A 22,033-nucleotide genomic window follows, 5' to 3' on the forward strand; every position below is an offset into this window, starting at 1 on the left:
TTTGGCACAGCAACAAGAAGATTGGCAGCGCACCCATGTGTGCAGCCAGTTGCCAGAACTTGTAGGACGGGAAGTTATTCTGAACGGCTGGGTTCAGCGCCGGCGGGATCACGGTGGTCTTATCTTTGTAGATCTCAGAGATCGTTCCGGTGTGGTTCAGGTTGTATTTAGCCCTGATACAGCTCCGGCCTGTTTTTCCCTGGCGGAGGAAATTCGCAGCGAATATGTGTTAGCTGTAAAGGGAAGTGTTCACCCGCGTCCGCTGGGAACTGAAAATCCCCGTCTCAAGACCGGGTCCATTGAAGTACAGGCCCAAAATGCCTGGATTTTGAACACTGCTAGAACGCCACCGTTTTACATCGAAGACAATATCGATGTGGATGAGACGGTGCGACTAAAATACAGATATTTGGATCTTCGCCGGCCAGAGCTACAGCGTAATATGGTTTTTCGCCACCGTGCAGCTAAGGCAGTGCGCGATTTTCTCGATGCACATGGTTTTTTGGAGATCGAGACACCGATGCTTACCTTGAGTACGCCGGAAGGCGCCCGGGATTTCCTGGTACCCAGCCGGCTGAATCCAGGGCGGTTTTATGCCTTGCCTCAGTCGCCGCAATTGTTTAAACAACTTCTCATGGTGGCTGGTCTGGAACGGTATTTCCAGTTGGCACGCTGTTTTCGTGACGAAGATCTGAGAGCCGATCGGCAACCTGAATTTACTCAGATTGATATTGAAATGTCATTCATTACCGCCAGTGATATTCAGGCTCTTATGGAAGAAATGATGGTTACCATTATGCGGGAGGTATTAGGCCGTAGTATCACTGCCCCCTTTCCCCGTATCAGTTATCAAGAAGCCATGGCACGTTATGGCAGCGATAAACCGGATTTAAGGTTCGGCCTGCCACTAGTGGATGCCAGCACGGCATTTGCCGGTACAAACATTCAAGTTTTCCGGCAGGTGCTAGGCAAAGGAGGTTGTATCCGAGGCTTGAAAGCTCCCGGCTGTGCCGGTTTCAGCCGTCGAGAAATTGACGAATTGACCGCTGTGGTAACTCAACTGGGTGCGAAAGGGTTAGCCTGGATTGCTTTGAAACCGCAGGGTAAGGTGCGGTCTCCCTTGGCCAGAGCCTTGACTGAGGAGGAGCTGGCTCAACTGCAAAGTCTATTTAGGGCCGAGGAAGGCGATTTGTTACTTTTGGTTGCAGCCGATGAGCACGTTGCTGCTATGGCCATGGGTCAGTTGCGCCTCTATCTGGGGCACAAACTCAACCTTATTGATGAAGACTCGATGGTTTTTGTCTGGGTTACCGACTTCCCTCTGCTTGAGTGGGACAACGAGGAAGAACGATACGTAGCTGTGCATCATCCGTTCACATCCCCGGTGGACGAGGACTTACCGTATCTGGAAAGCGATCCTGGTAAGGTGCGTGCCAAGGCCTACGATTTAGTCCTAAACGGAGTAGAGATCGGTGGCGGCAGTATCCGCATTCACAAGCGTGAAGTACAAGAAAAGCTGTTTGGTGCTTTGGGCTTCTCGGCCGAGGAAGCGAAACGGAAGTTTGGCTTCTTATTAGAGGCATTTGAATATGGTACGCCGCCTCATGGAGGCATAGCTTTTGGTTTTGACCGCTTGGTAATGCTCCTCACCCAGGAAGAGAGTATCCGAGATGTCATTGCTTTTCCCAAGACGGCTTCAGGCACCTGTCTTCTTACTGGAGCACCAGGAATGGTGGAACCGCAACAGTTGACAGAAATCAACCTAAAGTTACCAGCTCAGGCAGGGATTTCAAAGTCTATCAAACCCAGATAGATCAATGCTTTCACTTGAAAATTAGTTTTGGTTGTGCTAAGATAAAGCTAACTAAGAGATCCCTGCTGTGTACGTGGTGAGTCGGCTAGTTTTGAGCCAACACCTTTGAAGAGGGAGCTACGGCTCTGACAGTTACGTACATGCCCCTTAGGGGACGTACAACCCTGTCAGGCGGGCACCCACCTGCTTGAGAGAGCAGCTTCAAAAACGGCCGACCCACGGCATGGTGGGGTATTTTTTTAGGAGTGGCGAAGTTGCAGGAAGAGTTTAGTCGCACGGTTTTGCTCATTGGCGAGGAAGGACTAGACAAGCTGTCCCGGGCTACAGTAGCTGTATTTGGCATCGGCGGCGTGGGAGCTTTTGCAGTGGAGGCCCTGGCGCGAGCTGGTATTGGTAAGCTGGTACTGGTCGATCCGGACCGGGTGGAACGAAGCAATATCAATCGTCAACTTCATGCTACCCAAAGCACCATTGGTTGTCCCAAAGTCTTAGCAATGAAAGAACGGGTAGCGAATATTATTCCGTCGGTGCAAGTTGAGATCAAAATGCAGCGTTATGCACTGGAAACAGCTTCCACGTTGCTGCGGTCGGATTACAGCTACGTCCTTGATGCTATGGACGATGTCTTAGCCAAGGTGGATCTCATTATGAGAGCACGACAGCTTGGTGTTCCCATTATCTCTAGCATGGGGGCAGGCAACCGCTTAAGTGCTGCTCATTTTCGGGTGGCCGACATATCCGGGACCAGAGGCTGCCCGTTGGCCCGAAAAGTCCGGTGCAATCTAAGGGATGTTGGCATTACCTCTGGGGTTAAGGTGGTGTTTTCACCGGAGCCGGCACTTAAGCCTACATACAGAGCACGGGAGCTAGGAAGCAGACGGCACGTACCAGGTAGCATTTCCTTTGTGCCTTCAGTGGTCGGTTTACTGATGGCGGGAGAGTGTATTCGTGATTTGTTGAGCACGGAAAGGTAGGATCGCGTGAATCAGCTTCTGGACAAGAGAACCCTGCGCCAGGAAATAATCAAACAGCGCGACGCTCTTAGTGCTTTCGAGCGGGCGCAATTAAGCCTGACGGCGACATACAAGCTACTCGCTTGGCCGTTGTATCAACAAGCAAAAACAGTTCTTTTGTTTGCCGGTGTACGCTCGGAAATAGACACCAGGTTTTTAACGGAACAATCCCTCCATCTGGGCAAGCTAGTAGCCATGCCACGTTGTGTGCCCAAGAAGCGAGAGTTATTGTTACTAAAGATTGAATCTTGGCAAGAGCTCCAACCCAGTTACTATGGACTATTGGAGCCGAGCTATACAGCAGCAGCTGTTTCACTTTCGGAGCTCGATTTGGTTGTGGTACCGGGTATCGTTTTCTCAGCTGACGGGTATCGGATTGGCTATGGGGGTGGTTACTACGACCGCTTGTTGGCTCGGCGCGGGGATATTCCTACCATTGGATTGGCGTTTGAACTGCAGGTGGTGAGGTCGGTTCCACGGGACTCTCATGATATTCCGGTGCACTTTCTGGTGACTGAGAAAGGGATCAGAGAGTGCAGAGTTGATCAAGAATAACGAATGAAGAAAGGAGACACCGATGAACGTGGCTCAAAATAGGGCAGATTTTCGCAGTGATACGGTTACTGTGCCTACCCCAGAGATGAGGCAGGCTATGTACGAAGCTAAAGTGGGCGATGATGTTTACGGCGAAGATCCAAGCATAAACAGGTTGGAGGAACTAGGGGCCAACCTTTTGGGAAAAGAAGCCGGTTTATTTGTAACTAGTGGGACCCAAGGCAATCTCATCTCCATACTTACCCACACGGTTCCCGGGCAAGAAATAATTTTAGAGAGCGAAAGCCACGTATTCTACTATGAAGCCGCTGGGGCAGCACTCATTGGTGGGGTACAGACGCGCACCGTACCGGGAATGAGAGGGGCCATGGATCCAGCTACAGTAGAGGCAGCCATTCGCACTGATAACATTCACTTCCCGTCCACGGGGCTTATCTTATTGGAGAACACTCACAATCGTGCTGGTGGGGCAGTGGTGCCTATTTCTAACCTGGTATCTTTGGCTGCCATCGGGCAACGATACTCTATTCCGCTGCATCTAGACGGAGCTCGTATTTTTAATGCTGCTGCAGCACTAGGAATAAAGGCTAAAGAAATTGCATCGTGGGTTGATTCAGTCTCATTTTGTCTTTCGAAAGGCTTATGTGCTCCTGTAGGTTCGCTGATTGTGGGTAGAAAAGAATGGATTGCCCGAGCGCGTAAATGGCGGAAACGGTTAGGGGGAGGCATGAGGCAGGCAGGAATTTTGGCTGCTGCCGGCATTGTGGCCCTGGAGCAAATGATCGAACGCCTACCCCAGGATCATGACTTGGCCCAGTACTTAGCGGCAGGCTTAGCTGAGATACCAGGACTAGACGTGATACCGCCGGAGACAAACATTGTTTTGGCCCACATTTCAGACAGTAGATGGAGTGCATCACAACTGCTACAGCGGCTGGCAGAAGAAGGGGTTTTGGCTACCGATTTTGGCCCCTCCACTGTTCGTTTTGTCACCCACAAGGATGTGGACCGGGCCGCAGCCGACCGAGCGGTGTTAATTACAGGAAACATCCTTAAGGGTGATTTTTGATGACCGGAGAAACTCTATTTTCAGCCATGAACAGAGCAAGGGTTCCGTTGGCCGAGAGAATGCGTCCTCGATCGGTGGCAGAATTTGTGGGTCAGGAAGAAGCGTTGGCTTTTGGTTCCCCCCTAAAGATAGCGCTGGACAAGGGCCACTTGGTTTCCCAGGTTCTTTGGGGACCCCCGGGTTGCGGCAAAACTACCATAGCCCGGTTGCTGGCCAGAGATACACGGGCACATTTCTACTCCTTAAGTGCGGTATCAGCCGGTGTAGCTGATGTGCGACAGGCCGTACAGCAGGCTAGAGAGCGCTTACACACTTTTGGTCAGCGAACGGTGTTATTTTTGGACGAGATTCATCGCTTCAATCGAACCCAACAAGATGCCCTTCTTCCTCACTTGGAAGAGGGGCTCCTTATCCTTGTTGGAGCCACGACAGAGAACCCCTATTACAGCCTTACTCCACCACTGCTTTCCCGCTGTCGAGTTATCCTGCTACACCCGCTGACCTTGGAGAACATTAAGACCATTGTCAGGAATGCATTGACTGATAAAGAACGAGGCTTAGGCGCTCAAGAATTATTTCTTACCGACGAAGGAGCCGAAGCGATTGCCCTCCTGTCGTCGGGCGATGCTCGGTCCGCCCTCAACCTCTTGGAACAAGCGGCTCTTGTTTGTGCGGACAGAGGGGAAGCGATTACTCTGGATCTGGTGCAGCAGGTAGCTGGGAAGATCTTACCTTACGACAGTAAAGGCGATTACCATTATGATACTGTTTCGGCTTTTATCAAGAGTCTGCGGGGCAGCGACCCTGATGCAGCCTTGTATTGGTTGGCCCGCATGTTAAGAGCCGGGGAGGATCCTCGCTTTATTGCCCGACGGCTGGTTATTGCTGCCGCTGAAGATGTGGGCAATGCCGATCCTCAGGCGCTGAAAGTGGCCGTTGCGGCAGCACAAGCCCTGGAATTGATTGGCCTGCCTGAAGGACAGATTCCTCTGGCCCAAGCTACTGTTTACGTAGCGGCGGCACCCAAGAGCAATGCCAGTTATGTGGCTTTGAATAGAGCTTTCGCTGATGTGGATAACCTACCTATTGAGCCAATTCCGCTCCACCTTAGGAACCGGTCTACTCGTGAAGCCCAAGATTCTGGTATCAGTGTAGATTATGAATACCCTCACGATTATCCCGGTAATTTCATACGGCAAGATTATCGACCACCAGCGGTTGCCGACAGAATTTATTATCAGCCGACAGAGAACGGCGCTGAGAAAGACATTAGAGACCGGCTCAAACACTGGTGGCAGCAGGGTTGAGTTTTACCCCTTGACAACCCCAGGGGACTGTGCTATGTTAAAACCAAGCAATCCTAGTGAATTACTAGGGATTAAGGAGAGAGGGATTGTGAGACTGTCCACCAAAGGTCGTTACGGCATGCGGGCAATGCTAGCTTTAGCCCGTCGTTACGGCGAAGGGCCAGTGCCGCTGAAAGAAGTGGCCGAGACCGAGAGCCTGTCGGAATCGTATCTCGAGCAGCTAGTGAGCGAACTGCGAAAAGCAGGACTGATTCGCAGTGTTCGGGGCGCACAGGGTGGTTATTACCTAGCGAAAGAGCCATCCATTATCACTGCCGGAGATATTATCCGTGTGCTAGAAGGACCTATTGGGCCAGTACAGTGTGTAGTCGATCTTCCAGGTATAGACATATGTGACTGTGCTGAATCTTGTGTGGAACGCTTACTTTGGCAGCGGTTGCGCGACAGTATGGCTCAAGTGTTAGATAGCATTACCCTGGCTGACTTGATGGCCGAGGAGAAGAAGCTTGGCCCCATACAGGATACCGGAGACAGAAGTTGTTAGTTCAGTATCTAGAAGCGAAAGGAGAAAAGTGTTATGCGTCGCGTGTACCTAGATCACGCAGCAACTACGGCTGTGCATCCTAAGGTTTTAGAGACAATGCTGCCTTATCTTCAGAATCAATTTGGTAATCCTTCCAGTATTTACAGCTGGGGTCGGGAAGCTAAAGCTGCCACAGAAAACGCTCGAGCTCAAGTAGCAGCTTTGATTAACGCTGAACCAACCGAGATTGTTCTTACCAGCGGTGGCACTGAAGCGGATAATTTCGCTCTGACCGGAGTTGCTGCTGCTTTGGGTCAGCGCGGACGACACATTATAACATCGACAATTGAACATCATGCCATACTACACACGGCGGAGGAACTGGAACGAAACGGATTCCAAGTCACTTATCTGCCGGTAGATGCCGATGGCCTGGTCGACCCCGAAACGTTAAAACAGGCACTGACGCCAGAGACAATCTTGGTTAGCATCATGTTTGCCAACAATGAGATTGGTACCATCGAGCCCATTGCCGAGCTGGCACAGATTACCAAGGAACACGGTGCCCTGTTCCATACCGATGCTGTGCAAGCGGTTGGAAATATTCCCATCGACGTGAAGGAACTGGGTGTAGATCTTCTGTCCCTGTCCGGGCACAAGGTATATGGGCCGAAAGGTATCGGGGCGTTGTATGTACGGCGAGGAACTAAGATTAGACCTCTTATTCACGGTGGGGCCCAAGAGCGCAAGTTCAGGGCCGGCACTGAGAACGTGCCCGGTATTGTGGGGCTGGGTAAAGCGGCTGAACTGGCCAAGCTTGAGCTACCGGAGCGGCGAGCGCACCTTACCGGGCTCCGTGACTATCTTATCGACGGTGTTCTTAGCTCGATTGATTATGTGCGGCTTAACGGCCATCGGACTCTGCGCTTACCGGGAAACGCCAATTTCTCGTTTGAGTTTGTGGAAGGCGAGTCCCTACTTCTGAGCTTGGATTTAGCGGGCATTGCCGCCTCCAGCGGCAGCGCTTGCACTTCTGGTTCGCTGGATCCTTCCCATGTTCTCTTGGCTATCGGACTCCCGCACGAAGTTGCGCATGGTTCCCTCCGGCTTACCATCGGCCGCGAGAATACTAAAGAAGATATGGATCTTGTCCTATCGGTTCTGCCTAACATTGTTAGACGTCTGCGTGCCATGTCACCGCTGGCACCTGAAGGAGAGGGATTGAGCTATGTACACTGAGAAAGTTATGGATCATTTTACGCACCCGCGCAATGTAGGAGAGATAGATAACCCAGATGGTGTAGGGCAAGTGGGCAACCCAGTATGTGGGGATATTATGAAAATATCTCTTCGCATCAAAGACGATCGGATCGAAGATATTAAGTTTAAGACTTTTGGTTGTGGAGCTGCCATTGCCACCTCTAGCATGGTAACCGAGCTGGTGAAGGGCAAAACCGTGGAGGAAGCGATTAAAATCAGTAACCAAACAGTAGCGGAAGCATTGGGTGGGTTGCCTTGTCAAAAAATGCATTGCTCTAACTTGGCTGCCGATGCATTGCATGCCGCTATTGCTGATTATAAAGAGAAGCACAAATAAGTAGGTGATGTTTTATGGCACGCCAGCGTGTAGTGGCGGCCATGAGCGGTGGCGTAGATTCCTCTATTGCGGCGGCACTGCTTAAGCAACAAGGGTACGAAGTTATTGGGATTACGATGAAGATTTGGACTAAGCCCGTAGCTGGTCTTAACGGGGAACAGTCCGGGAGCTGTTGCTCAGTGAGCGCCATAGGTGATGCGCGATCTGTGGCCGATAAGCTCCAGATACCCCACTATGTGCTTGACTTCAGGGAGCAGTTTCAACGCGAAGTTGTAGATTATTTTTGTCGGGAGTATGCTTTCGGACGCACGCCGAACCCGTGTATTGTCTGCAATAGGCAGCTGAAGTTTCGATACCTGTTGGACAAGGCGCTTAGCCTAGGTGCGGCGTATGTGGCCACAGGGCACTACGCACGCCTAAGGCACGATTCGGACCGCAATCGGTTCGTACTGCTGGCCGCTAAGGACAAGGGCAAAGACCAAAGTTATGCTCTTTATGGTCTGAACCAGTATCAATTGGCACACACATTGTTTCCACTGGGCGAGCTGACCAAGGAAGAAACCAGAGCGATGGCGAGCCATCTGAACTTAGCGGTGGCTCGGAAAAAGGATAGTCAAGAAATATGTTTTGTGTCTGATGATGATTATCGTGGTTTCCTAAGAAACCGCATACCAACAGCAATAAAACCAGGCTTTTTTTTCGATACAAAGGGACAAGTGCTGGGAGAACACCAAGGACTGCCATTTTACACTGTAGGCCAGCGCCGACACCTAGGGATAGCTTCTTCCAAACGCTTGTATGTTGTTGACATTGATCCGAAACGAAACGCCGTTATTTTAGGCGAGGAAAAGGAATTGTGGCGTTCACAAATACAGGTGGAGAAAGTCAACTGGACCAGCATTCCTCCGCCCGGGGATCCGGTCGATGCCATGGTACGAGTACGCTACCGTGGTACGCCTTACCGGGCACGGGTATTACCGGAAGGCGAGTTTGCTGCTAAGGTAAAGTTCTTGGAACCGGCCCGAGCCCCTGCTCCAGGCCAGGCGGCAGTTTTTTATGACAATGAGGAAGTTCTCGGTGGCGGCATCATCGTCAAGTAGGGATTTGTTGTCTCAGAACAACAAATCCCTGCTTTTGTTTGGAACGGACATCTCCGGGACATACTAGAGGCAAGAACCAGACAAGGAGGAGAGACGGTGTCCGCTCGTTGGTCCTGTCCCGTGTGCGGTGAGCGTCATGTAGGCCGCGTGGGTACGAATCAATACTATTGCCGCAACTGTTGCTTAGAGTTTATGCCTACAGAAGAGGGCTATTTGGTCTACGAAGTGCAAGATGACGGCTCACTTTCCGCTTGGGAAGATACCATCATTGGCAGCTGAAGGGGGTATCTTGGTGAGACGAAGTAGGTTTTGGCCCGGTTTACTGATGGGCGGGCTCTTGGGAGGAATAATTGGACTCGCTTCCTATCCTAACCTTAAGCCGGAGACAAAAGGCCGAATCATACAGGCTCATCAGAAGATGGGCCGGGCTAAGACGGTAATGACAGACCTATGGCGCAGAATGGTTAGAGATTAGTATGTTTGGTCGGTTGTGGCGCACGCGCTTGCTTTTTCTTCTAGGCCTGGTGTTGCTAGGCCTTTTTCTCTTCGTTGTGCGCGCGGCCATAGTCCCTTTTATTTATGCTTCGGTGCTGACATATCTTTTGGTACCGCTGGTAGATCAACTGCAACGCCGAGGTGCCAGCCGGGTTACAGCGATATTATTCTCATATGCTGCTGTGGCAGCCTTGTTGGCGCTGCTAGTGCTAGGTGTGGTACCGCTGACCATGACCGAATTAGATGCCTTTGCCAACATGGTTCCCAACTACACCCAAGAAGTCACTTCCCGCCTTAATGAAATACAGCGTTTGTATTCTAGGGTGGCTTTGCCAGCCGGTTTGCGCCAAGTAATAGATGAGACCATTGTTCGAGTCGAGACTACTTTGCTCAGCTATGTGCGCTCGGTGGCAGAATTTATTGTCGCCTTATTCTCCCATGCACTAGCGATAATTATCGCTCCTATTCTGGCTTTTTACATGCTGCGCGATCTGTCCCTTATCAAAAGTACTTTTTTGGCCTTTTTTCCCGCCAGTGCAAATGGAGACATTGGCTACTTGTCACGAGAGCTGAATGTTGTGTTTAGCGGATTCATCCGGGGGCATCTCTTGGTTTCGCTGATCGTTGGCGTTCTTTCTTTCTTGGGACTGACTTTGCTCCGGGTGGATTTCGCTTTGCTGATCGGAATTGTGGCCGGTATCTTCGACGTTATTCCTTATTTTGGTCCGGTAATAGGGGCGCTGCCGGCCATTATCATCGCTTTACTGGAGTCACCGGCCAAAGCCTTATATGTGGCAGTCCTGTTTGTGGTGATTCACCAGTTGGAAAGCACAATTATTTCGCCCAAGATTTTAGGAGAACGGGTGGGCCTATATCCCCTCACGGTTATTTTTGCCCTCTTAGTGGGGGGACAGCTGGCAGGTATTGTAGGTGTGTTGCTGGCGGTGCCCCTTACAGCGGGACTGAAGGTTTTCCTCTGTTTCTGGCGCGAAAGGAACCGATGGCCTTTTCAAAAAGTTGACAGGAACTAGAGTCTGCTTTATAATAAGGACCAATGAAAGAAAAGCGAGGAAGGAAAAAGTACCTTTAGTCTTTCTCTAAGCGAGGGAACCCTTAGGGTGGAAGGTTCCTAGGGTGTCTAAAGGGAAGGCCGTTCCTGAGCTGGGCGTGAAGAGCGCTCCCGGTGGGCACCGTTAACACTTCTGTGCAGTTTAGCACCTTCTGAGGCTACATGGTAGCAAATCAGGGTGGTACCACGAGAGGAACCCTCGTCCCTGCGACGGGGGTTATTTGTGCTTAAAACCATTATGAAGGGGTGAAGGCAATGGAAAGACTAAGTGGTGACGAGATTAGAACCCGGTTCTTAGATTTTATGGAGAGTAAGGGGCACCTTGTGTTACCCAGTGCGTCTTTAGTGCCGGAACAAGATCCCAGTCTGCTTCTTATCGGAGCCGGAATGGCGCCGTTTAAACGTTACTTCACCGGTCAGGCTACGCCGCCGGCACTAAGGATAGCGACTTCACAAAAGTGCGTGCGCACCGGTGACCTGGAAAACGTTGGCCGTACCGCCCGCCATCACACTTTTTTTGAGATGCTAGGGAACTTCTCTTTCGGGGACTATTTCAAGGCAGAGGCTATTCCCTGGGCTTGGGAATTTCTGACCGAAGACTTGGGATTACCTAAGGAACATCTTTGGATCTCTGTCTACACTGATGATGACGAAGCCTATGATATTTGGCACGACCGAGTCGGAATCCCAGCGGAGCGGATTGTGCGGCTGGGTAAGGAAACAAACTTTTGGGAGATTGGCACCGGTCCGTGCGGCCCTTGCTCAGAGATCTATATCGATCTTGGTCCGGAGCGGGGCTGTGGCTTACCTGATTGCAAAGTGGGCTGTGACTGTGATCGTTACTTGGAAATATGGAACTTAGTGTTTACCCAGTTTGACCGGGATGAAGCCGGCAATTATGCTCCTTTGCCTAAGAAGAATATTGATACCGGCATGGGCTTGGAGCGCCTGGCCTCGGTATTACAGGGTGTTTCCAATAACTTCGAAACGGATTTGCTTTTTCCCATTATCGAAGCTGCTGCCACAGTGGCCGGGGCAAGATATGGCCGGTCCGAAGATATCGATGTAGCACTTAAAGTAATCGCCGACCATAGCCGGGCCATTGTTCATCTAATTGCCGATGATGTTTTACCGGCAAATGAAGGTCGAGGTTATGTGCTAAGACGATTGTTGAGACGAGCGGTAAGGTATGGTCGTTTGCTGGGAATCAAGAAACCATTCTTAGGCCGGATTGCTTCTGTGGTGGTAAAGGTGGGCTGTACGGCTTACCCGGAATTGGTAGGAAAAGAAGTGTTCGTACAAGAAGTAATAAAAAGGGAAGAAGCTCGCTTCTTGTGCACTTTAGACACAGGACTCAGTATTCTAAGTGAAATGATTGACAAATTAGAAGAGGATAGACAACGGACTCTCACCGGCCATGATGCTTTTCGGCTTTACGATACGTATGGGTTTCCGTTAGACCTCACTAGAGAGATTCTGGCTGAGCAGGGTTTTGAAGTGGACGAAGCTGGCTTTCAAGCGGAGATGGACGCGCAGCGTGAACGCGCTCGCTCGGCCCGCTTGTCGGACACCCCCATGGAAAGCTGGGATTATCAAGATGAACTGTTTGCTGATGTTTGTTCGGAGTTCATTGGTTATGACAGTCTGGCCACAAATGAGGCCTATATCCAGGCTTTAGTAGTAGACGGATTGCCGGTAACTGAAGCTGGGGCCGGAATGTCTGTACAAGTGGTTTTGGATCGGACTCCATTTTACGCTCAGGGCGGTGGCCAAGTGGGAGATGGCGGCACTATACAAACAGCAGCGGGAGGCTTAGTGGAGATAAGTGATACCAAACAAGTTGCCTCAGGCGCTATTGTTCACAGCGGCCAGATAGTCAAAGGCACGATTCACACAGAAGAAGAGGCTATAGCCGAAGTGAGCAAGGAGCGGCGGTTGGCAACGGCTCGGCATCACACCGCGACCCACCTGTTGCACCAGGCGTTACGGCAGGTACTGGGCGCTCACGTACATCAGGAAGGCTCACTGGTAACTCCGGAACGACTCCGGTTCGACTTTTCCCATTTTGGCCCACTCACAGAGGAAGAGTTACGAGCGGTGGAGAAGCTCCTAAATGAAAAGATTTTGGCCAATATTTCCCTGGAAATAACTGTCATGAGCCGAGAGCAGGCTCAGGCGTCAGGGGCTATTGCGTTGTTCGGAGAGAAATATGGCGATCTAGTACGAGTAGTAAGAATTGGCTCATTTAGTCAAGAACTATGCGGCGGCACCCATGTTAGTCGTACCGGGCAGATTGGGTTATGCAGAATCCTAAGTGAGACCAGCGTAGGTGCAGGACTGCGCAGGATCGAGGCGGTAGCAGGAATGGAAGCTTGGTCCTTGTGGCGGCGACGGGACATGCTGCTGGCAGAAACAGCCGAACTCATGGGTACTACCGAAGAGGATGTTGTGGCCAAGGTAGAAGAGCTTAGAGCTGCCTTGAAAGAGAAGGATAGAGAGCTGGCACAGCTGAACGAAAGGATGTTGGAACTCGCTGCTCTGAGAGTGTTAGATCAGGTGGAGCAAGTAGGGGACAGCAAGTTGCTGTCCACGGCAATTACTGCCCACAGTATGGATGATCTACGCACGGTAGTAGATATTCTTAAGGCCCGTCTGCCCAGCGCGGTGATTGTTTTAGGTTACCGGAGCCAGGACAGGGTCAATTTCATCGCTTATGTGAGCCGTGATTTAGTCGCCCGTGGCCTACATGCCGGTCAGATTGTAAAAGCTGCCGCAGCTGTCGCCGGCGGAGGGGGCGGTGGGCGACCGGGACTGGCTCAGGCTGGTGGCAAAGAACCTTCCAAGCTACAAGCGGCTTTGGCTGCAGCTGTGAGTGCGGCCAAAGAGAAGCTACAAAGTATTTACTAAAGGCAGGGCAACACGCCCTGCCTTCCGGCAGGAAAAACGGCCTGACAAACCGAATATAACTCTAAGCGGGATTTTGCTAAAGGAGTGAGGCCGTATGCTAAAAGACTCGATGGAAGAAACACGGCAGTTTTCCTTGCGCGATGAAACGGCCGAGGCTCGAATAATTCTCAAGTCGGTGTACCATGCTCTACAGGAAAAGGGCTATGATCCGATTAACCAACTAGTAGGGTATCTACTGTCCGGTGATCCGGCTTATATTACTAACCATAAGAATGCCCGCAATCAGATACGTCAGCTTGAACGCGACGAAATCCTGGAGGAATTGGTGCGCACTTACTTATCCCGAGAATAAGGAGTACGGAGGCAAAAATGGTAGAGCGGAGGAAATTGGGTCGCTCGGGCCTGGTAGTTTCCCGGCTATGTTTGGGTACACTTACCATTGGTCCCCTGCAGGCTAATTTGACCCTGGCCGAAGGTGCCAGGGTTATTCGTACTGCCCTGGAAGAAGGTATCGACTTTATTGAGACGGCGGACTCTTATCGGACTTATGACTACATTCGGCGGGCACTGGTCGGATGGACACAGCCGGTGGTAATTGCCAGTCGTTCCTATGACTACACCTATGACGGTATGCGGGACCGAGTGGAAAAAGCGTTACAAGAGCTAAATAGGGATTATATCGACTTGTTTATGTTACACGAACAAGAGAGCCGCTTGACGTTACAGGGCCACGCACCAGCGCTGGAGTATTTGGCTGCCGCCAAAGAAACAGGTAAAGTAAGAGCTATCGGAGTTTCCACCCATGTGGTGGAGGTAGTTCAAGCCTGCGCCGAGCACCCAATCATTGATGTGGTGCAACCGATAGTAAACGTTGCTGGCCTGGGAATAAAGGGTGGAACCTTACAAGATATGCTGGCAGCTATGAGTGCATTACGACAGGCTCAGCGGGGTGTCTATGCCATGAAGCCTCTGGGTGGGGGGAATTTGCTGAAGCGCTTTAGTCAAGCGTGGGAGTTTGTCTTGAATCTCGATTGCCTTGATGCAATAGCAGTTGGTATGAAGACGCCAGCCGAGGTCAAGGCTAATGTTAGAATCATCAAGGGCGAACAGAAGCCAGAAGACATCTCAGTTGCTATGGCGGTTAAAGAGAAACACCTGCATATTTCTGATTGGTGCCAAGGCTGTGGTCGCTGCGCCCAGCGGTGCCGCCAGAGGGCGCTCTATCTTCGAGATGGTAAAATGCATGTTGACCATGACCGTTGCTTGCTCTGTGGCTATTGCGCGGCGGTATGCCCCGAATTTTGTATAAAAGTTGTGTAAAGGGGTCAGGTTATGAGAGTGATGGGGTTAGATGTGGGAACGCGCACTATCGGTGTAGCTGTAAGCGATGCCTTGGGTCTTACCGCTCAGGGAGTGGAGGTGATACAGCGTCGTGATCTGGCACGAGACTTATCTCGCCTGCGCGAGCTCATGGCTGTCTATGAAGTGGAGGGTTTTGTCGTTGGTATACCCAGAAACATGAACGGTACTTATGGTCCAGCTGCTGAAGAGGCTCGCCGCTTCGGAGAGATAATCAGGGAACAATTACAGAAACCTGTTTTTGAAGAAGATGAGCGACTTACCACAGTGGCAGCGGAGAGAGTCTTATTGGACGCTGACCTAAGCCGACGACGGCGGCGTCAGGTAGTGGACAAAGTGGCAGCGACTTTAATACTGGAAAACTTTCTCGCTCGTCGAGCAAATAGAGATTGACAGCGATTACCTCCACAGGTACAATGAGCTTAATTTGAGAAACCGAGGTGATTGGAGTGGGTGAAGAACGTAACGACATCATCGTGTTGACTGACGAAGAAGGGGCAGAACATGAATTCCAGGTGGTAGACTACTTCAACGTGGACGAGAAAGAGTATGCTATTTTGTTACCTATGAATGATTTTGAGGAAGATGACGAAGAAGGGGAAGCCCTGATATTTCGGGTAGAAGACGACGAAGATGGGGATCAGATTTTGGTAGAAATTGAAGATGATGACGAATGGGAACGCGCAGCAGCCGAGTGGGAAGAGCGGCTAGCAGAGGAAGACTACGAAGAAGACGAAGAGTAACCGGGAAAGTCGATAATTTACTTGTTTCCATGCATAAATCGCCTCAAGCGGGGCACAATGTATGGCGAGAAAAGTTACTTATGGGGGAGCAATTTCTCTAGCGGGGTCAATGACAGCCCCGCTTTTTGTTGCTTTATAAGGGACAAGGTCGTATAATTACACCAAGGAAGGAAGTAGTGGAGCGTGTAAATTATGCCACCTACGGTGATAAGACGAAAAACAGGCCAACGGGTCCTGGTTGTAGCGTTAGTGGTCATGGCGTTCTTCTTATTAACGGCCAGTACTCTACTGCAACCACTTGAGCCCAGTACGACCGTCCCGGTAACGATTGAAATTCCTCCGGCGGCGACCGCGGCCGATGTGGCTCAGCTATTAAAAGAACAAGGACTCATAAGAAGTGCTTGCGCTTTTCGTCTGTTGGGCAAATTCACTGGTCAGGAAAAAATGATCAAAGCTGGACAGTATTGTCTGGCTCCGTCTGAGACACCTCAGGACATTTTGCAGACCTTAGCCAGGGGTCAGACTGTCAATAAGGAAGTCAAGGTTACTATTCCTGAAGGATATACCGTCAGGCAGATGGCTCGCCTATTGGCTGCCCAAGGGATAACTGACGAGACTGAATTTCTGGCCGTGGCTAAAGATGGCGGCCTGGTATCTGATTACTTTGGTAACGTGGCTTCGAGCGAAATAGACTGGCAATGGGAAGGTTTTTTCTTCCCGGACACCTATTTTTTGTTACCGAATACTCCGGCCGAGGAGATAGCGCAGAAAATGCTTCGGCGTATGGATGAGGTTTGGGCAGAGGAAATCCAGGGCTTGACTAATCTGCCGGCTGGGCTTTCACCACGGGAATTAATTACACTGGCTTCCCTGGTCGAGCGCGAAGCCAAAGTGGCTGCGGAACGTCCACTCATTGCAGCAGTGTTCTATAATCGTTTACATAAGAAGATGCCGCTTCAATCTTGTGCTACCGTGCAGTATCTTTTTCCGGAGCCGAAACCGGTGCTAAGTGAGGAAGATACCAAGGCATTGTCACCATACAATACTTATTTACATAGCGGTTTACCGCCAGGACCTATTGCTGCACCAGGACGGGCGGCTATTAGAGCGGTACTTAGGCCCAGCAATTCCGAAAAACTGTATTTTGTGGCCAAGCCTGACGGCAGCCATGCCTTTAGTATTACTTATGAAGAACACCTGGAAAATCAACGAAAATATCAGACTAAGTAAACCAGTCTCTTTACGAGACGAGGCAAGTTTTTAGTAGAGAAAGGTTTTAGAACAATGGTTAATGTTACACCGGTTACAGTCCTCATTCCGGCGTTTAATGAGGAACCACGAATAGGCGCTGTTTTAGAAGTGATCTGCAACATAGAGCGCCCCCATCGCATTGTAGTAATTGACGATGGCTCTAAGGATGGTACCAGTAAGGTGGCGAGTCAATATCCGGTGGACGTTCTCCGTCATCCACACAATCGCGGCAAAGGTGCAGCCTTGCAGACCGGAATTGACTACATAAAAGGCTCACCCCTGTGGCTATTTCTGGATGCTGACTTGATTAACCTGCGGCCAGACCATGTCGAAGAGCTCCTGCAGCCACTGGAAGCCGATGAGAGCCTGGGGATGACAGTGGGTGTTTTTCAAGGCGGGAAACTGAACGTGGACTTGGCCCAACAGTATTTTGGCATTTTGAATGGACAGCGGGGCTTTCGCGGAGTGTTCATCGAGAATGTTCCTTCACTCCACTGGTGTCGTTTTGGAGTGGAAATCTTCTTAAGTAAATTGGCCGACCACTATAGAGTCCCGGTATCATATCCAGCCCTGAAAGGTATTACTCACCACACAAAAGAGGAAAAGTTTGGTTTTGCCAACGGGTCATATCAGCGACTCAAAATGTATTATGAATGCTTGTACGCATTATTGAACTGGCGGAAATATTACATCGCCGACTTATACCTGCCTTGGTAAATTGAATGACGTCGCTTTCTTGATCTCTGGTCAGCCATAGGCGACCCTATCTGTGCTGTCATAAGGCGCCAAGAGGGGGCGATTCATTGCTACCTGGCAACGCCATCTTAAGTGTATTGGACTACCTGGAAGGGGAAGTAGGGTTATATCTAGAGGATGTTACTGTTGGAGACAAATTGGCGGTGAATCCAAATCAGATATTTCCGTCAGCCAGTATTATTAAGATCCCGGTCCTAGCGGCTTTGTTTAAGGCGGCGGCTGAAGGAAAAGTGGATCTTAATGCCAAGACAACCCTGAAGGCAGAGAATCGCGTCGGTGGAGGGGGAGTGCTGACTGAGCTCAGCATTAAGTTGCGGCCAACAGTGCTTGATCTGGCTACGCTGATGATTATCGTGAGCGACAATGCTGCCACCAATGAACTCATTGACTTGGTGGGAATGGACCAAGTAAACGACTTGGTTCGTAAGTTGGGATTAAAACAAACGGTACTACAACGCAAAATGATGGATCGCACGGCTGCCAAAGAGGGTAGAGACAACTTTACTTCGGCCCAGGATATGGGTTTGTTACTCCAATTGCTGGCAAAGGGCCAAGTAGTTAACGAAGAGGCTTCAACCAAGATAATTGATATCATGAAAAAGCAGCAGCTGCGAAATAAGTTGCCCTCACAGTTACCAAGAGAGGTGATAGTTGCCCACAAGACGGGCGATCTAGACTTTTTGGAACACGATGTGGGGATTTTCTTCCTGCCCGAGCGCACTTACATTCTCGCTATACTGACGGACAAACTTTCATCCAATGCTGCCGGCGCACAAGCCATCGCTGATGTTTCCCAAATTGTATACCAGACACTAAGAGAAGAATAGGCTTAAGCAATCTAGGAACATAACGCTTGGCCGGTTTTTCAGGTGGGATGTAATGGAGTTTGTGGATCTTTACTTAATTCCTTGTCGAGTGTCGGGAGAAAAAGTACAACTAAAGAAGCTTTCTCTGGTTTGATTGGTTCAGGGAAGGCTTTTCTTGTTCTTTGAATCGTAGAGCTCATTAATGTAGTTAAAACATGTTAACGGTGTAGGTGCCTATACCCCATAGATGCAGGAACTCGACCAACATATTGTCACTAGAGCAGACAAAAGCTTTGTGAACTAAAAAGAAGCAGTTCTCTCAGAAGCTGGGACTTTATCATACCCATAAGAAATGGTGCTATAACTTCAGGCAGAATCAATGGAGAACTAGGAGAGCTAGCATTGGGGCAGATGGCTGGAAGAAAGAACAAGAGCGAAATAACCCTGTTCAAAACCGTGGGAATTGCGGTTTATAGTGTAGTGACGGCTCACAGAGTTTACACCAAAGCCCTGGAGCAGGGCATTGGAACGGAAACTTAGATCTAAGGCAAAACCCCCTTTACTTTGCGGTTGCGTCCGAACTACACTACTTATGAGGTTGTCAATACTAAGTTCTTACAGACCATGGGCAAAAGCTACAGCCACCTTTAGCGCTTGGTAGGCGTCATTTAAGGTGACGGCTGGTTCGTAGTCCGGATTCTGCGCAGCTCGGCAAAGGTCTAGCAGGCCTTCTCGTATGCAGCTGCGATAAACGGTCCAGCGATCAGAGGACAGTTCAAGACAAAGTCTCAACCGGGCGGTAGCACGAAATTCCTTGTCTTGATTTCTTCGATGGGGTTGCAGCGAAGGTAGATGTTGGACGTTGCTGGATACTAATTCGATACCTATTCCCGGCAAGAATGTCCTTGCTTCTTGCATAAGCTGGCCCTTAATATAGGCTTCAACTTCCGGAGTAATTAGGGCATCTAAGCTGAGGTCAGTTGGTATCCATCCGGATATATGAGCATAAGCTTGTTCCCAAACCAGATTAAAGCTAGTGTCTTCAAATAGCTCCGGTTTTGTGAAACCATGATAGTAACTGACAATGCAGCCATTATCATGAACAGCGGTACCGACCACACGGTCGATAAGCGTTTCATTTGACCGTCTGAAGCTGTCGGTCTTTACTTGATTAACGGGACCAAAGAGCCAGTTTGTGAGGTCAAAAAAATGAACTCCGTGTTCAATCCAGATACCACCGCTTGTGGCTAGGTCCCAGAACCAATGATTAGGTGGCAGGTGGTCATCGTGAGCGTAGTTCTCCAGTAGGGCACGCTCCGCCTGGCCGAAGACGGATTTATCTTGTAACTGCTTGAGGATAAAGTAAAGAGGATTTCGCCGCATGACGAAATCAATACTGGCTTTTAGTCCACAGCTGTCAGCTAGCCGCTTAAGTTTAGCCATGTCGTTTGTATTCAAGGCGCCAGGCTTTTCTAAAAAAAGATGTTTGTTGGCGGCCAAGGTTTGCCAACCGAGCTTAGTATGGAGTACAGGGGGCGTAGCCACCACGACCACGCTCAAGTTTTTGTCTCCTAATAGCTGTTCAGCAGCATCATAGGGTCGGACCTCTGGGAATTTCATACCTAACCACTCACGCCGCTCGGGGTTCGGTTCGGCTATTGCTACCAAGCACAGGCTTGGAGTATTGACGATGGTGTCAGCTATGAGTTCCCCGAACCAGCCAAAGCCAATAATTCCTATTCCTATCGTTTCCATTATTGTCCCTCCCCGTAAAGTGTGCACCGGGGAAACGTATTTCATTCCGGTTTAACCAGCTCACAGCTGGCTCACGGCAAGGGCCTCAGCTGGCTTCACAGAGTATCTGGTAGAAGACCAGGCTAACTATATGATAGAATAGGAGCTGAAAACCTAAGGACAAATGGGAGAACTGGTGTTTCAGTACAACATCGCCTGATCTAAGGACGTACATCTGGAGGAAGCCATGAGATCTATTAATTGTTTCAGAAAGTTGATACTGCTAATGTTTGGACTATTCCTGTTCAGCATTGGCATCCTACTTACGATTCATTCTCAACTAGGGGCGGCACCATGGGATACATTTCAGATCGGTTTTGTTAACCACACTGGACTTACATTAGGACAAGTATCTCAGATCGTAGGTGCGACCATTATCCTGGTCAATATTGTGATGAAAGAAGTGCCAGGTTGGGCCACAATCCTAAACATGTACTTTATAGGTTACTTTATCGATCTAATTGAAGTGTTCTGGCTGATTCCCACTGCCCGGGGCCTATTAGGTAAGATAGTGATGCTGCTGGCCGGTATAATCATAATGAGCTGGGGTACGTATTTTTATATAAACACCGGGTGGGGTGCAGGTCCGAGGGACGGGCTCATGCTCGGATTATCGAGACGCCTCTCTATTAACGTGGGGAAGGCCAGAACGGTAATAGAGATTTCTGTTGCTGCAGCCGGATTTGCCTTGGGAGCAAAGCCAGGGATAGGGACGATTTTATTCGCGCTGCTTATAGGTCCGGCAGTTCAGATTACTTACCGCCTCGGGGGAAAGGACCCTAAGACAGTCAAGCATCGGACGTTAGTGGACGATTACAACGCGCTTGTTTCCCTGAGAAAAAGGCCTGCGAGCGTAGAAAAAACACTAAGGATAAGCGAAGACAGCTGACTGTGAGGAGCGTCAACCGATACCATGCTGTTGAGCCCAGATTAAATGGTTGACCATCAATCTGGGCTGACTTTTTCCTTGTCGAGGTGTGTATTGTGTATGCTTTTCTGAAGTGTTTATACAAGTGCCTTTTTAAGTTAACTGGAGGTATAGAGGTTTCCGGCCAAAACCAGATCCCACCCAAAGGCCCTTTTGTGCTTGTGGCTAATCATCAGAGCTTAATCGATCCACTTGTGCTCATGGTGTGTATCCCGCGTAAGATTACTTTTCTCGCAGCAGCTTATGTGTTCAAAATTCCCTTGATAGGTGTTCTTGTTAGGACCGTTGGGGCTTTGCCGGTAAACAGTCCCCGGGGATATCTCAAAAGTGTAAGACAGTCTCTTTCACAGCTTTCCAAAGGAGGCGTTATCGGGGTTTTCCCTAAAGGGGGAGTCAGCCTTGACGGTCAGCTGAAACCTTTCTTGCCTGGATGGGCTTATCTGGCCTCAAAAGCAAGAGTACCGGCCATACCGGTAGCTATCTCCGGTACACGGCAGGTCCTACCGGTGGGCAAATATGTTCCCTGCCGAGACAGAATTAGGGTAAGTATTGGCGAACCATTTCCACCAGTTGATGACTTAAAACTCAGTCGCCACGATATAGAAGAGTTGAATGAGAAAATGGAGAAAACAATTTCCCTGTTACTGGATTAACCCTCGTTATCACCGCTACTTCTTCCAGAGCGACAAAGACGTGCTCTATGACCATCTGAACTCTATTACATACCACCCTCATCTGCTATCAGTTCTTGGCAGAGTTTAGTTAAGGCTCGTTTTTCGATCCGGGAGACATAGGAGCGGGAGATGCCTAAGATGCGGGCAATTTCCCGCTGTGTTCTTCTGTGCCCATAAGGGAGCCCATAGCGTAGTTCTATGACTTTGCGTTCGCGCCGGCCCAGGTGCCTTAGCTTTTCGTACAGCTTTTCTTTCTCACATTGAGCTTCTACTA

At 50.0% G+C, this 22,033-nt stretch carries 24 protein-coding genes, 1 other RNA gene, 1 pseudogene and 1 other annotated feature; of the genes and pseudogenes, 24 read left to right on the plus strand and 2 right to left on the minus strand.

Going from position 1 to position 22,033, the window contains the following annotated elements; all coding sequences use genetic code 11:
* Window position 1 precedes the first annotated feature (1 nt).
* From aspS to GX016_03340, 22 genes and pseudogenes are all read left to right on the plus strand, one after another.
* Window positions 2-1,813, plus strand: coding sequence for an aspartate--tRNA ligase (gene aspS, locus GX016_03235; protein HHT70580.1), 1,812 nt, complete (start codon window positions 2-4; stop codon window positions 1,811-1,813).
* A gap of 56 nt (window positions 1,814-1,869) precedes the next feature.
* A non-coding RNA gene (gene ssrS, locus GX016_03240) (6S RNA) lies at window positions 1,870-2,050 on the plus strand.
* A gap of 17 nt (window positions 2,051-2,067) precedes the next feature.
* Complete coding sequence (locus GX016_03245; GenBank protein HHT70581.1) at window positions 2,068-2,787, plus strand: tRNA threonylcarbamoyladenosine dehydratase; 720 nt, start codon at window positions 2,068-2,070, stop codon at window positions 2,785-2,787.
* 6 nt (window positions 2,788-2,793) lie between these two features.
* Window positions 2,794-3,381 carry a 5-formyltetrahydrofolate cyclo-ligase gene (locus GX016_03250; protein ID HHT70582.1) on the plus strand — a complete coding sequence of 196 codons (588 nt, stop codon included), beginning with the start codon at window positions 2,794-2,796 and terminating at the stop codon, window positions 3,379-3,381.
* Between the two features lie 22 nt (window positions 3,382-3,403).
* Complete coding sequence (gene ltaE, locus GX016_03255; GenBank protein ID HHT70583.1) at window positions 3,404-4,450, plus strand: low-specificity L-threonine aldolase; 1,047 nt, start codon at window positions 3,404-3,406, stop codon at window positions 4,448-4,450.
* The gene (locus GX016_03260) at window positions 4,450-5,757 is read left to right on the plus strand and encodes a replication-associated recombination protein A (GenBank protein ID HHT70584.1); all 1,308 of its coding nucleotides are present in this window, start codon (window positions 4,450-4,452) and stop codon (window positions 5,755-5,757) included. Before ltaE ends, GX016_03260 begins: the two co-directional genes overlap by 1 nt.
* A gap of 88 nt (window positions 5,758-5,845) precedes the next feature.
* Window positions 5,846-6,301: an Rrf2 family transcriptional regulator gene (locus GX016_03265; GenBank protein ID HHT70585.1), complete on the plus strand. Its 456-nt coding sequence runs from the start codon at window positions 5,846-5,848 to the stop codon at window positions 6,299-6,301.
* Between the two features lie 33 nt (window positions 6,302-6,334).
* Complete coding sequence (gene nifS, locus GX016_03270) at window positions 6,335-7,519, plus strand: cysteine desulfurase NifS (GenBank protein ID HHT70586.1); 1,185 nt, start codon at window positions 6,335-6,337, stop codon at window positions 7,517-7,519.
* Window positions 7,509-7,877 (plus strand): Fe-S cluster assembly scaffold protein NifU, encoded by a 369-nt coding sequence (gene nifU / locus GX016_03275; GenBank protein ID HHT70587.1) that lies wholly within the window; start codon window positions 7,509-7,511, stop codon window positions 7,875-7,877. The genes nifS and nifU overlap by 11 nt, the downstream gene beginning before the upstream one ends.
* Before the next feature lie 14 nt (window positions 7,878-7,891).
* Entirely contained in the window at window positions 7,892-8,977 is a 1,086-nt protein-coding gene (gene mnmA / locus GX016_03280; GenBank protein ID HHT70588.1) for a tRNA 2-thiouridine(34) synthase MnmA, read from the plus strand.
* Window positions 8,978-9,073: 96 nt separating this feature from the next.
* Window positions 9,074-9,256 (plus strand): hypothetical protein, encoded by a 183-nt coding sequence (locus tag GX016_03285; GenBank protein ID HHT70589.1) that lies wholly within the window; start codon window positions 9,074-9,076, stop codon window positions 9,254-9,256.
* Between the two features lie 13 nt (window positions 9,257-9,269).
* On the plus strand, window positions 9,270-9,452 hold the full coding sequence (locus GX016_03290) for a hypothetical protein (GenBank protein HHT70590.1): 183 nt from the start codon (window positions 9,270-9,272) through the stop codon (window positions 9,450-9,452).
* A 1-nt stretch (window position 9,453) separates the two neighbouring features.
* Window positions 9,454-10,503, plus strand: coding sequence for an AI-2E family transporter (locus GX016_03295; protein ID HHT70591.1), 1,050 nt, complete (start codon window positions 9,454-9,456; stop codon window positions 10,501-10,503).
* A gap of 28 nt (window positions 10,504-10,531) precedes the next feature.
* Window positions 10,532-10,751: a binding site (T-box leader), on the plus strand.
* A gap of 45 nt (window positions 10,752-10,796) precedes the next feature.
* On the plus strand, window positions 10,797-13,448 hold the full coding sequence (gene alaS / locus GX016_03300; protein HHT70592.1) for an alanine--tRNA ligase: 2,652 nt from the start codon (window positions 10,797-10,799) through the stop codon (window positions 13,446-13,448).
* Window positions 13,449-13,542: 94 nt separating this feature from the next.
* On the plus strand, window positions 13,543-13,800 hold the full coding sequence (locus GX016_03305; protein HHT70593.1) for an IreB family regulatory phosphoprotein: 258 nt from the start codon (window positions 13,543-13,545) through the stop codon (window positions 13,798-13,800).
* A gap of 17 nt (window positions 13,801-13,817) precedes the next feature.
* On the plus strand, window positions 13,818-14,768 hold the full coding sequence (locus GX016_03310) for a 4Fe-4S binding protein (protein ID HHT70594.1): 951 nt from the start codon (window positions 13,818-13,820) through the stop codon (window positions 14,766-14,768).
* Window positions 14,769-14,780: 12 nt separating this feature from the next.
* The gene (gene ruvX / locus GX016_03315; GenBank protein ID HHT70595.1) at window positions 14,781-15,200 is read left to right on the plus strand and encodes a Holliday junction resolvase RuvX; all 420 of its coding nucleotides are present in this window, start codon (window positions 14,781-14,783) and stop codon (window positions 15,198-15,200) included.
* 56 nt (window positions 15,201-15,256) lie between these two features.
* Window positions 15,257-15,550 carry a DUF1292 domain-containing protein gene (locus GX016_03320; protein HHT70596.1) on the plus strand — a complete coding sequence of 98 codons (294 nt, stop codon included), beginning with the start codon at window positions 15,257-15,259 and terminating at the stop codon, window positions 15,548-15,550.
* Window positions 15,551-15,742: 192 nt separating this feature from the next.
* The gene (mltG, locus tag GX016_03325; GenBank protein HHT70597.1) at window positions 15,743-16,780 is read left to right on the plus strand and encodes an endolytic transglycosylase MltG; all 1,038 of its coding nucleotides are present in this window, start codon (window positions 15,743-15,745) and stop codon (window positions 16,778-16,780) included.
* 54 nt (window positions 16,781-16,834) lie between these two features.
* The gene (locus GX016_03330) at window positions 16,835-17,518 is read left to right on the plus strand and encodes a glycosyltransferase (protein HHT70598.1); all 684 of its coding nucleotides are present in this window, start codon (window positions 16,835-16,837) and stop codon (window positions 17,516-17,518) included.
* A gap of 86 nt (window positions 17,519-17,604) precedes the next feature.
* Window positions 17,605-18,384 carry a serine hydrolase gene (locus GX016_03335; protein ID HHT70599.1) on the plus strand — a complete coding sequence of 260 codons (780 nt, stop codon included), beginning with the start codon at window positions 17,605-17,607 and terminating at the stop codon, window positions 18,382-18,384.
* Between the two features lie 226 nt (window positions 18,385-18,610).
* Window positions 18,611-18,903, plus strand: a pseudogene (locus GX016_03340) (ornithine cyclodeaminase).
* Window positions 18,904-18,978: 75 nt separating this feature from the next.
* Here the strand turns inward: GX016_03340 and GX016_03345 are convergent.
* Window positions 18,979-20,118: a Gfo/Idh/MocA family oxidoreductase gene (locus tag GX016_03345; protein HHT70600.1), complete on the minus strand. Its 1,140-nt coding sequence runs from the start codon at window positions 20,116-20,118 to the stop codon at window positions 18,979-18,981.
* Window positions 20,119-20,344: 226 nt separating this feature from the next.
* On the opposite strand from GX016_03345, the gene GX016_03350 reads away from it, so the two are divergent.
* Both GX016_03350 and GX016_03355 read left to right on the plus strand, forming a co-directional pair.
* Entirely contained in the window at window positions 20,345-21,046 is a 702-nt protein-coding gene (locus tag GX016_03350) for a membrane protein (protein ID HHT70601.1), read from the plus strand.
* A 92-nt stretch (window positions 21,047-21,138) separates the two neighbouring features.
* Window positions 21,139-21,738: a 1-acyl-sn-glycerol-3-phosphate acyltransferase gene (locus GX016_03355; protein ID HHT70602.1), complete on the plus strand. Its 600-nt coding sequence runs from the start codon at window positions 21,139-21,141 to the stop codon at window positions 21,736-21,738.
* Between the two features lie 65 nt (window positions 21,739-21,803).
* On the opposite strand, the gene GX016_03360 is transcribed toward GX016_03355, so the two are convergent.
* Window positions 21,804-22,033 (minus strand): sigma-70 family RNA polymerase sigma factor (locus GX016_03360; protein HHT70603.1); only part of this gene is annotated, 230 nt, incomplete at its 5' end.

This window comes from Bacillota bacterium (assembly GCA_012837285.1).
Taxonomy (GTDB): Bacteria; Bacillota; DTU030; order DUMP01; family DUMP01; genus DUNI01.